This window comes from Massilia sp., assembly GCF_032106685.1.
In the GTDB taxonomy this organism is placed as follows: domain Bacteria; phylum Pseudomonadota; class Gammaproteobacteria; order Burkholderiales; family Burkholderiaceae_D; genus Telluria.
Genome location: NZ_DAMCPG010000027.1, coordinates 13,707 through 28,351, shown reverse-complemented (window position 1 = coordinate 28,351; position 14,645 = coordinate 13,707). Strand labels below are relative to the sequence as shown.

At 64.2% G+C, this 14,645-nt stretch carries 13 protein-coding genes; 12 read left to right on the top strand and 1 reads right to left on the bottom strand.

From position 1 onward, the window contains the following. The first annotated feature begins 1 nt into the window (after position 1). The 10 genes from pstB (at position 2) to RT688_RS15140 (ending at position 11,057) form a co-directional block, all read left to right on the top strand. Complete coding sequence (pstB, locus tag RT688_RS15185) at positions 2–799, top strand: phosphate ABC transporter ATP-binding protein PstB (RefSeq protein ID WP_313705687.1); 798 nt, start codon at positions 2–4, stop codon at positions 797–799. A 45-nt stretch (positions 800–844) separates the two neighbouring features. Next, complete coding sequence (gene phoU, locus RT688_RS15180) at positions 845–1,537, top strand: phosphate signaling complex protein PhoU (protein WP_313705727.1); 693 nt, start codon at positions 845–847, stop codon at positions 1,535–1,537. Positions 1,538–1,541: 4 nt separating this feature from the next. Continuing rightward, positions 1,542–2,225 (top strand): response regulator, encoded by a 684-nt coding sequence (locus RT688_RS15175; RefSeq protein WP_313705686.1) that lies wholly within the window; start codon positions 1,542–1,544, stop codon positions 2,223–2,225. 15 nt (positions 2,226–2,240) lie between these two features. Next, the gene (phoR, locus tag RT688_RS15170) at positions 2,241–3,533 is read left to right on the top strand and encodes a phosphate regulon sensor histidine kinase PhoR (RefSeq protein ID WP_313705685.1); all 1,293 of its coding nucleotides are present in this window, start codon (positions 2,241–2,243) and stop codon (positions 3,531–3,533) included. Between the two features lie 212 nt (positions 3,534–3,745). Beyond that, positions 3,746–4,648 carry a patatin-like phospholipase family protein gene (locus RT688_RS15165; protein ID WP_312547650.1) on the top strand — a complete coding sequence of 301 codons (903 nt, stop codon included), beginning with the start codon at positions 3,746–3,748 and terminating at the stop codon, positions 4,646–4,648. 29 nt (positions 4,649–4,677) lie between these two features. Next, entirely contained in the window at positions 4,678–5,091 is a 414-nt protein-coding gene (locus RT688_RS15160; RefSeq protein WP_313705684.1) for a heme-binding protein, read from the top strand. Between the two features lie 504 nt (positions 5,092–5,595). Next, the gene (gene carA, locus RT688_RS15155; protein ID WP_313705683.1) at positions 5,596–6,759 is read left to right on the top strand and encodes a glutamine-hydrolyzing carbamoyl-phosphate synthase small subunit; all 1,164 of its coding nucleotides are present in this window, start codon (positions 5,596–5,598) and stop codon (positions 6,757–6,759) included. Next, positions 6,760–9,990: a carbamoyl-phosphate synthase large subunit gene (gene carB, locus RT688_RS15150; protein ID WP_313705682.1), complete on the top strand. Its 3,231-nt coding sequence runs from the start codon at positions 6,760–6,762 to the stop codon at positions 9,988–9,990. Positions 9,991–10,116: 126 nt separating this feature from the next. Next, entirely contained in the window at positions 10,117–10,596 is a 480-nt protein-coding gene (gene greA, locus RT688_RS15145; protein ID WP_313705681.1) for a transcription elongation factor GreA, read from the top strand. Next, complete coding sequence (locus RT688_RS15140; RefSeq protein ID WP_313705680.1) at positions 10,596–11,057, top strand: DUF4149 domain-containing protein; 462 nt, start codon at positions 10,596–10,598, stop codon at positions 11,055–11,057. Before greA ends, RT688_RS15140 begins: the two co-directional genes overlap by 1 nt. A gap of 233 nt (positions 11,058–11,290) precedes the next feature. Here the strand turns inward: RT688_RS15140 and yhbY are convergent, their stop codons facing one another. Next, positions 11,291–11,761, bottom strand: a complete 471-nt coding sequence (gene yhbY, locus RT688_RS15135; RefSeq protein ID WP_313705679.1) for a ribosome assembly RNA-binding protein YhbY — start codon at positions 11,759–11,761, stop codon at positions 11,291–11,293. A 42-nt stretch (positions 11,762–11,803) separates the two neighbouring features. Between yhbY and RT688_RS15130 the strand changes: the two genes are divergently transcribed. Both RT688_RS15130 and ftsH read left to right on the top strand, forming a co-directional pair. Next, positions 11,804–12,490 carry an RlmE family RNA methyltransferase gene (locus tag RT688_RS15130; RefSeq protein WP_313705678.1) on the top strand — a complete coding sequence of 229 codons (687 nt, stop codon included), beginning with the start codon at positions 11,804–11,806 and terminating at the stop codon, positions 12,488–12,490. Positions 12,491–12,680: 190 nt separating this feature from the next. Then, positions 12,681–14,567 (top strand): ATP-dependent zinc metalloprotease FtsH, encoded by a 1,887-nt coding sequence (gene ftsH, locus RT688_RS15125; protein WP_312547637.1) that lies wholly within the window; start codon positions 12,681–12,683, stop codon positions 14,565–14,567. Positions 14,568–14,645 lie beyond the last annotated feature (78 nt).

The window sequence follows — 14,645 nt, the reverse complement described above, 5'->3', positions numbered from 1 at the left end:
CATGACCCAAGCTATGGCAACCCCGACCCCGACGCTGTCGGCCAAGACCAAGACCATCGAGATCTCGAAGCTGGATTTCTTCTACGGCAAGAGCCAGAGCCTGAAGAACGTCTCGCTCGACATCCACGAGAAGCAGGTGACCGCCTTCATCGGCCCTTCCGGCTGCGGCAAGTCGACCCTGCTGCGCACCCTGAACCGCATGTACGACCTGTATCCGGGGCAGCGCGCCGAAGGATCGATCATGTACCGCGGCCGCAACATCCTCGAGCCGGGCGTGGACGTGAACATGCTGCGCGCGAAGATTGGCATGGTGTTCCAGAAACCGACCCCGTTCCCGATGTCGATCTACGACAATATCGCCTTCGGCGTGCGCCTCTACGAGAACCTGTCGAAAGGCGAGATGGACGAGCGCGTCGAGTGGGCGCTGAAGAAGGCGGCGCTGTGGGAGGAAGTGAAGGACAAGCTGGCGAAAAGCGGCCTGTCGCTGTCCGGCGGCCAACAGCAGCGCCTGTGCATCGCCCGCGGCGTGGCGGTGAAGCCGGACGTGCTGCTGCTGGACGAACCGACCTCGGCGCTCGATCCGATCTCGACCGCGAAGATCGAGGAACTGATCAGCGAACTGAAGCAGGACTACACGATCACGATCGTGACCCACAACATGCAGCAGGCGGCGCGCTGCTCCGATTACACTGCATACATGTACCTGGGTGAACTGGTGGAATTCGGCGAGACCGACCAGCTGTTCATGAACCCCAGCAAGAAAGAGACGCAAGACTACATCACGGGCCGCTTCGGTTGATCGACGGTCCGGACAATAACGCATACCAGGGAGAGCAGTAATATGATGACCGGCGAGCATTCTTCTAAGCAGTACGACCAGGAACTGGAATCGATCCGCTCCAAGGTCCTGCTGATGGGGGGCATGGTGGAAACCCAGTTCGAGGAGGCGCTGAACTGCTTCCGCGTCGACGACGCGGCCAAGGCCGACAAGGTCATGGCCGATGACCACGCGGTGAACCAGCTCGAAGTGCAGCTCGACGACGCCTGCAGCCACCTGATCGTGCGCCGCCAGCCGACCGCCAACGACCTGCGCACCGTGATGGCGACCATCAAGGTGATCACCGACCTGGAGCGCATCGGCGACGAGTCCTCGAAGATCGCGCGCACCGCCAAGAACCTGCACGCGCGCGGCAACGCCGGCTTTGCCCACTTCGACATGATCCGCAGCATCGGCAAGGCCACCTCCGACCTGCTGCACGACGCCCTCGACGCCTTTGCCCGCCTCGACGGCAAGCAGGCGATGCAGATCATCGCGGCCGACGAGATCGTCGACCACGAATTCCGCACCATCCTGCGCAACCTGATTACGTTCATGATGGAAGACCCGCGCACGATCTCCTCGGCGCTCGACACGCTGTGGGTCGCGAAAGCCATCGAGCGCATCGGCGACCACGCCAAGAACATCGCCGAGTACGTGATCTACGTGGTCGAAGGGCGCGACATCCGCCACAGCAAACCCGCGAACCACGAGGGCTGACCGGATGAGCAACACGACCGTACTGGTGGTGGAGGACGAGCCGGCGATCGTCGAACTGGTGAGCTACTCGCTGCGCGAGGCCGGCTGGACGATCAAGTCGGTCGGCACCACGGCCGCGGCCTGGGACAGCATCGCCCACGGCAAGCCCGACCTGCTGCTGCTCGACTGGATGCTGCCCGACCAGAGCGGCCTGCGCCTCCTGGCGCGGCTGCGCGGCGACCGCGACTTCCAGGACATCCCGGTCATCATGCTGACCGCGAAGAGCATGGAAGAGGACAAGCTGGCCGGCCTGAACACGGGCGCCGACGACTACGTCACCAAGCCGTTCTCGCCGCGCGAGCTGCTGGCGCGCGCGCGCGCGCTGCTGCGCCGGAAAAGCCCGCACCTGGCCGAGGCGCCGCTGCGCGCCGGCGCCGTGGTGCTCGATCCGGCCAGCTGCACGGTCTCGATCGAGGGCAGCCAGATCGACATCGGCAACGCCGAATACAAGCTGCTGAAGTTCCTGCTGGCGCACCGCGAGCGTGTGTTCTCGCGCGCCCAGCTGCTCGACAAGGTGTGGGGCGACCACGCCGTGATCGAGGAACGCACGGTCGACGTGCACGTGCTGCGGCTGAGGAAAGCCCTGAAGGGCGCCGAGGGCCTGATCCGCACCGTGCGCAGCGTCGGGTATATGCTCTCGGAAAAATAATCCATACAAGGTCCGATGAATCCCAAACTGCTGTTCTGGGTGCCGGCGCTGTTGCGCCTGGCCTCCATCTTCGTGGCCGCCGGCGTGGTCTGGTGGCTGGGCGGGCTGGTCGCGGCCCTGGTGGCGGCGCTGGCCGGCGCCCTGGCGGCGCTGGTAGTGCAGCTGCGCTACCTGCAGGAGCTGGGCCAGTGGCTGGACGACCCGCATTCCGGCAGGCTGCCCGACGGCTGGGGCGCCTGGACCGACGTCTTCGCGCGCCTGTACCGCCTGCGCCGCGAGGACGAGCGCAACCAGGAGGAGCTGGCCGAGTGGCTGGCGCGCTTCCGCCAGGCCATGCGCCTGCTGCCGGAAGGCGTGGCCATCATGGACGACGTGCTCTTCCTCGAGTGGTGCAACCCGGCCGCCGAGCGCCACCTGGGCCTGACGCTGGAGCGCGACAAGGGCCTGCGCGTGACCAACCTGGTGCGCCATCCCGACTTCATCGACTACATCATCCTCGGCCGCTACGAGCAGCCGCTGACCCTGTCCTTCCGCGGCCGCAAGATCGAATGCCGCATCATCCCCTTCGAGAACCGGCGCCAGATCCTGGTCACCCACGACGCCACCGACACCGAGCGCATCGAGGCGATGCGGCGCGACTTCATCGCCAACGCCTCGCACGAGCTGCGCACGCCGCTCACCGTGATCGTCGGCTTCCTGGAGATCGCGATGTCGGACCCCTGCATGGACGCCGCCACCCGCGAGGCGCACCTGAAGCTGATGACCGAGCAGGGGCAGCGCATGCAGCGCCTGATCGAGGACATGCTGACGCTGTCGCGCCTGGAGTCGGACGAATTCCCGCTGCGCCGCGAACGTGTGGACATCAGGTCGCTGGTCGAGTCGGTGGCGAGCGAGGCGCGGGCGCTGTCGAACGGGCGCCACGAGATCGCGGTGTCGGTCGACGGCCCGGACGTGATGGGCAGCGCGGAAGAGCTGCGCAGCGCGTTCGCCAACCTGGCCTCCAACGCGGTGCGTTATTCGCCCGAGGGCGGGCGCATCGTGCTGTCCTGGCGCCGCGCCGAGGGAGAATTGCAGTTCGCGGTGAGCGACACCGGCATCGGCATCGACCCCCAGCACATCGCGCGCCTGACCGAACGCTTCTACCGCGTCGACAAGAGCCGCTCGCGCGACACGCAAGGCACGGGCCTCGGGCTGGCGATCGTTAAGCACGTGCTGCTGCGCCACGGCGGTCGGTTGAAGATCAGTTCGGTGGCGGGGGAGGGGAGTACCTTCACCGCGTCGCTGCCGGATACCTCGCTGCCGGGTTAGGTTTTGTAGGGTGGGTTCTCGAACCCACCGCTGGTGCCGATGCGTACCGTCGTCTCGGCCGGCGGCCGCAAGAAGCGTGGCGACCGTTTTCAAGCGCCCCGTTCGATCGACCGCTGCACCGCGTGGGTTCAAGAACCCACCCTACAAAACCGCCCTCATCCACGCCGCCACATTGCGCGGTACAATCGGGAATAGTCTTTCTCGACCCGCACATGTTCTCTCGACGTACCTCCATCATCGCGCTCGGCGCGCTCGTCCTGGCCGGCTGCGGCAGCACCCCGCCGGCCCCTCCGACCCCGGTGGCCGTACAACCGCCTCCACCGAAGAAGGTCCGCATCGGCCTGGCCCTGGGCGGCGGCGCGGCGCGCGGCTTCGCCCACATCGGCGTGATCAAGGCCCTGGAAGCCCAGGGCATCGTGCCCGAGATCGTGGTCGGCACCAGCGCCGGCTCGGTGGTCGGCGCGCTGTATGCGTCCGGCTACGACGGCTTCGCGCTGCAAAAGACCGCCATGACGATGGACGAGGCCACGATCTCGGACTGGGCGCTGCCGCTGTTCTCGAAGTCCCCGGGCGTGCTCAAGGGCGAGGCCCTGCAGAACTACGTCAACAAGGCGGTCGCCAACGTCCCGATGGAGCGCTTCCCGAAGCGCTTCGGCGCGGTGGCGACCGACCTGAAGACCGGCGAATCGATCCTCTTCAACAAGGGCAACGCCGGCCTGGCCGTGCGCGCCTCGTCCTCGGTGCCGAGCGTGTTCCAGCCGGTGAAGATCGGGACCAAGACCTACGTCGACGGCGGCCTGGTGGCGCCGGTGCCGGTGAAGTTCACGCGCGAGATGGGGGCCGACTTCATCATCGCGGTCAACATCTCGACCCAGGCCGACACCCAGGCCACGGCCAGCTCGCTCGACGTCCTGATGCAGACCTTCTCGATCATGGGCCAGCGCATCAACCATTTCGAGCTGAAGGAAGCCGACATCGTCATCACCCCGGCGCTGGGCAAGATGGGCAGCGCCGACTTTGCCGGACGTAACCTGGCAATCCTCGCCGGCGAGCAGGCCGCCGCGGCGGTCATGCCGCAGATCAAGGCCAAGCTCAAGGCGAAGCAGCAACAATAACTATTCAGATTGTAAACAAGGAGAACACCATGCAGACCAAACCGATGCTGACCCTGGCCGACGTGAAGACCATCGCCGCCGCGGCCGAGGCCGAAGCCATCAAGAACAACTGGCCCGTGACGATCGCGATCGTCGACGACGGCGGCCACCTGCTGTGGCTGCAGCGCCTGGACGGCGTGGCGCCGATCTCGGCCCACATCGCGCCGCAGAAGGCGAAGACCGCCGCCCTGGGCCGCCGCGAATCGAAGATCTACGAAGACATCATCAACAACGGCCGCGTGTCCTTCCTGTCGGCGCCGGAACTCGAAGGCATGCTCGAAGGCGGCGTGCCGGTCGTGGTCGACGGTCACGTGATCGGCGCGGTCGGCGTGTCGGGCGTGAAGTCGACCGAGGATGCGCAGATCGCCAAGGCGGGCATTGCCGCGCTGGTCCCTTCGGCGTAAGCGCGTTTTACCGTAGGGTGGGCGGCTCCATCCGGGAGCGCGCATATCGGCGACCTGTTCGCCGCCCACGCGTTCGAGCGGCGCCCGAGCTGCCGCACCATGTCACGAAGGCGGTTCTCTTCAGGCTCAAACCGGCTTCGTGATCCACAGTATCAGATCAGGCACTGGCTGAACGCGTGGGCGGCGCACCAGCCGCGTGTTCGCAAGCCACCGGGTATAGCCGCCCACCCTACGCCGCACACCAAGTCCGTTGAATCCCGGAAAATCCCAGCTCGACAGTAAGTAAAAACCCCGATTCAGCCCCTTTTCGATCCGTCGGTACATTGCCGGCCCACTCGATTCGCGCTATAATTTGGGGGTTTAGCCATTCACTTACTGCCGTAGCGCCTACCTCCCATTCCTCATTCCAAACGACCTCCAAACTCGGACCAGCTTCGCGCGTCCGTGGGCCTTGGATGTCGGTCTGACGTGGCGCAGCTACGGTAACTTTATTGGGAGTTACCCTTGCCGCCATTTTTTTCTGGCCCAGCCGTCCCAGCCATCCTGGCCCTTGCAGACGGAACGATTTTCCGAGGTTATTCCATTGGTGCCGCCGGTCACACGACCGGTGAAGTGGTATTCAATACCGCGATCACGGGCTACCAGGAAATCCTTACCGACCCCAGCTACTCGCGTCAGATCGTCACCCTGACGTATCCGCACATCGGCAACTACGGCGTCAATCCCGCCGACGTCGAAGCCGGTAAAGTCCATGCCGCAGGCCTGATCATCCGCGACCTGCCGCTGATGGCGTCGAATTTCCGTTCCACCCAGTCGCTGTCGGATTACCTGAAGGCCGAAAATGTCGTGGCAATCGCCGGCATCGATACCCGCAAGCTGACCCGCCTGCTGCGCGAGAAGGGCGCCCAGGCCGGCGCCATCCTGACCGGCACCCAGGGCAACCAGCCGTCGGAAACCCAGGCGCTGGAACTGGCCCGTTCCTTCCCCGGCCTGGCCGGCATGGACCTGGCCAAGGTCGTGTCCGTGAAAGAGCCCTACGTCTTCACCGAGACCGAGTGGAAACTCGGCCAGGGCTTCGGCAAGCAGGAAAACCCGCAATACCACGTGGTCGCCTTCGACTATGGCGTCAAGCGCAACATCCTGCGCATGCTGGCCGAGCGCGGCTGCAAGGTCACCGTGCTGCCGGCCGAATCGACCGCCGCCGACGCGCTGGCGCTCAACCCCGACGGCATCTTCCTGGCCAACGGCCCGGGCGATCCGGAACCCTGCGACTACGCCATCAAGGCCACGGCCGAGCTGATCGAGAAGGGCATCCCGACCTTCGGCATCTGCCTGGGCCACCAGATCATGGCGCTCGCGTCCGGCGCGAAGACGATGAAGATGAAGTTCGGCCACCACGGCGCCAACCACCCGGTGCAGGACCTGGATTCGAAGAAGGTCCTGATCACCTCGCAGAACCACGGCTTCGCGGTCGATCCGGACACGCTGCCGAAAAACTGCCGCGTGACCCACGTCTCGCTGTTCGACGGCTCGCTGCAGGGCTTCGCCCGCACGGACAAACCGGCGTTCTGCTTCCAGGGCCACCCGGAAGCGTCGCCCGGCCCGACCGACGTTGCCTACTTGTTTGACCGCTTCATCAGCCTGATGCAAGCCCAGGAGAAGAAATAAATGCCAAAGCGTAGTGATATCAAAAGCATCCTGATCATCGGCGCCGGCCCGATCGTCATCGGCCAGGCCGCGGAGTTCGACTATTCCGGCGCACAAGCGTGCAAGGCCCTGCGCGACGAAGGCTACAAGGTCATCCTGGTGAACAGCAATCCGGCGACGATCATGACCGACCCGGAAATGGCCGACGTCACCTACATCGAGCCGATCACCTGGAAGGTCGTCGAGCGCATCATCGCCAAGGAAAAGCCGGACGCGATCCTGCCGACCATGGGCGGCCAGACCGCGCTGAACTGCGCGCTCGACCTGCACCGCCACGGCATTCTCGACAAGTACAAGGTCGAGCTGATCGGCGCTTCGCCGGAAGCCATCGACAAGGCCGAGGACCGCTCCAAGTTCAAGGATGCGATGACCAAGATCGGCCTGGGTTCGGCACGCTCGGGCGTGGCGCACACCATGGAAGAGTCACGCGCCGTGCAGCGCGAGCTGGGCTTCCCGGTCATCATCCGTCCGTCCTTCACCATGGGCGGCACCGGCGGCGGCATCGCCTACAACGAGGAAGAATTCGAGGCGATCTGCAAGCGCGGCCTGGAAGCCTCGCCGACCTCCGAGCTGCTGATCGAAGAATCGCTGCTGGGCTGGAAAGAGTACGAGATGGAAGTCGTGCGCGACAAGGCCGACAACTGCATCATCATCTGCTCGATCGAAAACCTGGATCCGATGGGCGTGCACACCGGCGACTCGATCACCGTCGCGCCGGCGCAGACGCTGACCGACAAGGAATACCAGATCATGCGCAACGCGTCGATCAACGTGCTGCGCGAGATCGGCGTCGACACCGGCGGCTCGAACGTGCAGTTCGCAATCAATCCGGTCGATGGCCGCATGATCGTCATCGAGATGAACCCGCGCGTCTCGCGTTCGTCGGCGCTGGCCTCGAAAGCCACCGGCTTCCCGATCGCGAAAGTGGCGGCGAAGCTGGCTGTCGGCTTCACGCTGGACGAACTGCGCAACGAGATCACCGGCGGCGCGACCCCGGCCTCGTTCGAGCCGTCGATCGACTACGTCGTCACCAAGATCCCGCGCTTCGCCTTCGAGAAATTCCCGGCGGCCGACAAGCACCTGACCACCCAGATGAAGTCGGTCGGCGAAGTCATGGCCATGGGCCGCACCTTCCAGGAGTCCTTCCAGAAGGCCCTGCGCGGCCTGGAAGTCGGCGTCGACGGCCTGAACGAGAAGACGCGCGACCGCGAAGTCATCGAAGAGGAACTGGGCGAGCCGGGTCCGGAGCGCATCTGGTACGTGGGCGACGCGTTTGCCCAGGGCTTCACGCTGGAAGAAGTGCATGCGCTGACCAAGATCGATCCGTGGTTCCTCATCCAGATCAAGGAAATCGTCGACATCGAACTGTGGCTGGACCACCAGAAGCTGGAGTCGCTGGACAAGCCGACGCTGTACAAGCTCAAGCAAAAGGGCTTCTCGGATGCGCGCCTGGCCTTCCTGATGCACACCACGCAGGCCGAGGTGCGCAAGCGCCGTCATGAACTGGGCATCCGCCCGGTCTACAAGCGCGTCGACACCTGCGCCGCCGAGTTCTCGACGAACACCGCCTACATGTACTCGACCTACGACGAGGAATGCGAGGCCGCCCCGACCGACAAGAAGAAGATCATGGTGCTGGGCGGTGGCCCGAACCGTATCGGCCAGGGCATCGAGTTCGACTACTGCTGCGTCCATGCGGCGCTGGCGATGCGCGAAGACGGCTACGAGACCATCATGGTCAACTGCAACCCCGAGACCGTGTCGACCGACTACGACACCTCGGACCGCCTTTATTTCGAATCGCTGACCCTGGAAGACGTGCTGGAAATCGTCGATTTGGAAAAGCCGGTCGGCGTGATCGTGCAGTACGGCGGCCAGACCCCGCTGAAACTCGCGCTGGACCTCGAGGCGAACGGCGTGCCGATCGTCGGCACCAGCCCGGACATGATCGACGCGGCCGAAGACCGCGAGCGCTTCCAGCAGCTGCTGCAGAAGCTGAACCTGCGCCAGCCGCCGAACCGCACCGCGCGCACCGAAACCGAGGCGCTGGCCCTGGCCCAGGAAATCGGCTACCCGCTGGTGGTGCGTCCGTCCTACGTGCTGGGCGGCCGCGCGATGGAGATCGTCCACGAGCAGCGCGACCTCGAGCGCTACATGCGCGAAGCGGTCAAGGTCTCGAACGATTCGCCGGTGCTGCTGGACCGCTTCCTGAACGACGCGATCGAAGTCGACGTCGACTGCATCTCGGACGGCGAGACCACCTTCATCGGCGGCGTGATGGAACACATCGAACAGGCCGGCGTGCACTCGGGCGACTCGGCCTGCTCGCTGCCGCCGTACTCGCTGTCGCAGGAAACCATCGACGAACTGAAGCGCCAGACCGCGCTGATGGCGAAAGGCCTGAACGTGGTCGGCCTGATGAACGTGCAGTTCGCGATCCAGCAATCGGAAGTCGACGGCAAGACGGTCGATACGGTGTTCGTGCTGGAAGTGAACCCGCGCGCTTCGCGTACCGTCCCGTTCGTGTCGAAAGCCACGGGCATCCAGTTGGCGAAGGTCGCGGCGCGCTGCATGGTCGGCCAGAAGCTGGCGGAGCAGGGCATTACCAAGGAAGTGACGCCGCCGTTCTACAGCGTCAAGGAAGCCGTGTTCCCGTTCGTGAAGTTCCCGGGCGTCGACACCATCCTCGGCCCTGAGATGAAGTCGACCGGCGAAGTGATGGGCGTGGGCGAGACCTTCGGCGAGGCGTTCGTGAAGTCGCAGCTGGGCGCCGGCGTCAAGCTGCCGGAGTCGGGCAAGGTCTTCCTGTCGGTGAAGGGCTCGGACAAGCCGCGCGCCGTGAAGGTGGCGCGCGACCTGGTCGCGCTGGGCTTCTCGCTGGTGGCGACCAAGGGCACCGCGGCCGTGATCGAGGCGGCCGGCCTGCCGGTCACCGCCGTCAACAAGGTGATCGAGGGCCGTCCGCACGTGGTCGACATGATCAAGAACCACGAGATCGAGATGGTCATCAACACGGTCGAGGAAAAGCGCAGCGCGATCGCCGACTCGCGCACCATCCGCACCTCGGCCCTGGCCGCGCGCGCGGTGACCTACACCACGATCGCCGGCGCCGAGGCCGCGATCCAGGGCATGCGTCACCTGAACGAACTGAAGGTCTACGATTTACAAGGCCTGCATAACACCTTAAACTAAGCATCAAGTAGTACCCGTCAAACCACAGAGTTCGCGCGGCTTGCGCCGCGCGCCTCTGTGGTTTTCACTTGTACGTCCACAAACAACCGGAAAACCCAGGTTTTCAGTCAGCAGAAGCGAATTGATATGAACACTTCCGTACCGCTCACCAAATACGGCGCCGAACTCCTGAAGGAGGAACTGCATCAGCTCAAGACCAAGGAACGCCGCATCGTCATCGACGCGATCGCCGAAGCGCGCTCGCACGGCGACCTGTCGGAGAACGCCGAGTACGACGCCGCCAAGGAGCGCCAGGCCTTCGTCGAAGGCCGCATCGCCGAACTCGAAGGCAAGCTGAGCGCCGCCCAGATCATCGACCCGGCGACCCTGGACGCCGAAGGCCGCGTGGTCTTCGCCTCGACCGTCGACCTGGAAGACCTGGAGAACGGCCAGAAGGTGAGCTACCAGATCGTCGGCATCGACGAAGCCGACCTGAAGCTGAACAAGATCTCGGTCACCTCGCCGATCGCGCGCGCCCTGATCGGCAAGTACGCCGGCGACGTGGTCGAAGTGCAGGCTCCGTCCGGCCCGCGCGAATACGAAATCCTGGAAGTACGCTACGTCTGATGACAGCCATCGCTGCCCGCTTGCCTGCCGCGCGCCTGCTTGTGGCGGCGCTGTGGGCCGGCGCCCTTTGGGTGCTGGGCTACGTGGCCGCGCCGGCGGTGTTTTCCATCGCCTCGGGCACGACGGCCGGCGATATCGTCGGCGCCTTCCTGCATCGCCTGGCCTGGATCAGCTTTGCCTGTGCGGCGCTGATGCTGGTGCTGGTCTGCTTTTCTCCCGATCTCGAAGCGGGGCGCAAGCGTTTCCTGAACCTGCTGGTGCTGGCGATGCTGGCCTGCGCGCTCGTCATGTATGTGGGCCTGCAGCCGGCCATGGCCGCCATGCGCGAAGCCGCAGGCCCTGAAGGCATCCGTGCCTCGTCCTTGTGGACGAAGTTCGCGATCATGCATGGGGTGTCGCAGCTGTTTCACCTGATCGAGAGCATGCTCGCGGCGGTGCTGCTGGTGAAGAGCCGGCCGTAGGGTGGGCAGCTGCGCTGCCCACGCGGCGATCGTTGGCGGCTCCGCTCGCGGGCGCGATAATCTTGCTGCCGACTATCACCGCGTGGGCGGCGTATGCGCCACCAGTGCGTAGGGTGGGCGCCCCGTGCCCACGCGTAAACCTTGAGTAGACGCGACGCTTCATGAACGCCAACAAACGCCAACACGACGCAGGCTTCACTACGAAAAAAAACCGGGGAGACCCCGGTTTCTTTTTACTTGTTCAGCGCCGATTTCTTGGTGCTGGCCTGGCGCGGCTTGGCGCGCTTGATGTTGCCGCCCGCGGTCACGCGTTCGTTACCTTTGAGCATGACCTTGGTCACGCTCGGCTTCTTGGTGCCGCTGGCGCTGGCCTTGACGATGGTGACTTCGCGCATGCCCTTGCCGGCCTTGCTGCTGCGTTCCTTGACGGCTTCCTTCTTCGGGCGGTACAGCACCAGCAGCTTGCCGATGTGCTGGACCGGCGCCGCGTCGAGCTCTTCGCAGATCTGCTCGTACATGGCGACGCGTGCTTCGCGGTCGTCGCCGAACACGCGGACCTTGATCAGGCCGTGGGCGTCGAGACTGGTCGCGATTTCCTTCATGACGGACTCGGTCAGGCCGGCTTCGCCGATCATGACGACAGGGTTGAGCCCATGGGCTTCGGCGCGCAGCGCGCTGCGCTCGGCCGGAGTGAGTTTAAGCATAATAATTTTTGGATGTACCTATAAAAGCAGTATTCTACGCGAATGGCCAAGAACAAATTAAACAAAAACTGGTTGCACGACCATATTAACGATCCGTACGTCAAGCTGGCGCAGAAAGAGGGCTACCGTGCGCGCGCCGCTTTCAAGCTCAAGGAAATCGACGAAAGCGAAAAACTCATCAAGCCGGGCCAGGTCATCGTCGACCTCGGCTGCACCCCGGGCAGCTGGGCGCAGTACACCCGGCGCAAGCTGGCCGGCAAGGAAGGCGGGGGCATCAACGGCACCATCATCGGCCTCGATATCCTGCCGATGGAACCGATTGCCGACGTTCATTACATCCAGGGCGACTTCCGCGAGGACGAGGTGCTCGACCAGCTGGCTGTTGTTCTGGAGGGACATCGCGCCGATCTCGTGCTGTCCGACATGGCCCCGAATCTCTCCGGGATCCCGACGGCGGACGCTGCGCGCATGGAACACCTGATCGATCTCGCGATTGAGTTTTCTCAAATGCATCTGAAGCCGAGCGGCGCATTGTTGGTGAAGTGCTTCAAGGATATGGGGTTCACCCAGATCGTCGAGAAGTTCCGCACGGAGTTCAAGACGGTCAAGCAGATCAAGCCGAAGGCAAGTCGCGACAAGTCGTCGGAAATCTTCCTGCTCGGACGTGGTCTGAAGAACCCAGTGGAATATAAATCTGCGGTTTCAGGCGATCCAACCCTTGATATTTGAGATCGCAACCGCACATGCACGCCGTGATGCTCCGTTCGGTACGCGCGAACCGCGTAGTCGTGCCGCATGGAACTGGAAAAGGTGGCAATATGGCATCATGGGGCCTTGTGCGTAGCACGGCCTGCTTATTGCAGGTAAAATCGGCAAATCTCACATTGCAATTGGTGCGATTCGCATCGAAGGAGTTTTCGTGAATAATATGTTTTCAAAATCTGCCATCTGGGTGGTGGTCGCGCTGCTGTTGTTCATGCTGTTCAAGCAGTTCGACAACCATAGCCCTGCTGGCGGCAGCAAGACCATCGCTTATTCCGAGCTGCTCGACGATGTGAAGGCGCGCCGCGTGAAGGATGTCGTGATCGAAGGCGCGAACATCACCGCAACCCGTACCGACGACACCAAGGTCCGCGCTACCGCGACCATGCTCGATCGCGGCCTGATCGGCGACCTGCGCGAGAACGGCGTGCGCTTCGACGTCAAGCCGCCGGAAGAGCCTTCCTTCCTGCAGCAGGTGTTCATCTCCTGGTTCCCGATGCTGCTCCTGATCGGCGTCTGGGTCTTCTTCATGCGCCAGATGCAGGGCGGTGGCAAGGGCGGGGCTTTCTCGTTCGGCAAGTCGAAGGCCCGCATGCTCGATGAAACGAACAACAGCGTTACCTTCGCCGACGTCGCCGGTTGCGACGAAGCGAAGGAGGAAGTCAGCGAGATCGTCGACTTCCTGAAAGACCCGACCAAGTTCCAGAAGCTGGGCGGGCGCATCCCGCGCGGCGTGCTGATGGTCGGTCCGCCGGGTACCGGCAAGACCCTGCTGGCGCGCGCCATCGCCGGCGAAGCGAAAGTGCCGTTCTTCTCGATCTCGGGCTCCGACTTCGTCGAGATGTTCGTCGGTGTCGGCGCATCCCGCGTGCGCGACATGTTCGAGAACGCGAAGAAGCATTCGCCCTGCATCATCTTCATCGACGAGATCGACGCGGTCGGCCGTCACCGCGGCGCCGGCATGGGCGGCGGCAACGACGAGCGCGAACAGACCCTGAACCAGCTGCTGGTCGAGATGGACGGCTTCGAAGCCACCTCGGGCGTGATCGTGATCGCCGCGACCAACCGCGCCGACGTGCTGGACAAGGCGCTGCTGCGTCCGGGCCGTTTCGACCGCCAGGTGATGGTGGGCCTGCCGGACATCCGCGGCCGCGAACAGATCCTGAACGTGCACATGCGCAAGGTGCCGATCGGCGCCGACGTCAAGGCCGACATCCTGGCGCGCGGCACCCCGGGCTTCTCGGGCGCCGACCTGGCCAACCTGGTCAACGAAGCCGCGCTGTTCGCCGCGCGTCGCAACAAGCGCCTGGTCGAGATGGGCGACTTCGAGGACGCGAAGGACAAGATCTACATGGGTCCGGAGCGCAAGTCCATGGTGATGCGCGAAGAGGAACGCCGCAACACGGCGTACCACGAGTCGGGCCACGCGGTGGTGGCGAAGCTGCTGCCGAAGGCCGACCCGGTGCACAAGGTCACCATCATGCCGCGTGGTTACGCGCTGGGTCTGACCTGGCAGCTGCCTGAGCACGACAACCTGTCGGGCTACAAGGACAAGATGCTGGAAGAAATCTCCATCCTGTTCGGTGGCCGTATCGCCGAAGAGATCTTCGTGGGCCAGATGTCGACCGGCGCCTCGAACGACTTCGCCCGCGCCACCAAGCTGGCCCGTTCGATGGTCACCCGCTTCGGCATGTCCGAGAGCATGGGCGTGATGGTCTACGAGGACAGCGAGAACGAAGGCTTCTTCGGCGGCGCCACCAAGACCATCTCGGAAGCGACGCAGCAGAAAGTCGACGCCGAGATCCGCGCCATCCTCGACACGCAGTACGCGCTCTCGCGCCGCCTGCTGGAAGAGAACCGCGACAAAGTCGAAATGATGACCAAGGCGCTGCTCGACTGGGAAACCATCGACGCCGAGCAGATCAACGACATCATGGCCGGCCGCGAGCCGCGCCCGCCGAAGGCCGGCCTGCTGACCAAGCGCACGCCGCCTGGCGACAGCGGCTCGGGTGGCGTCGCCACCAACGCGACGGCGCCGGCTTGATCGCCAGCTAAGTTGATCATCTAGTAACAACCTGCGCAAAAGGCATCCCCTTGGATGCCTTTTGCGCGTTAACGACCT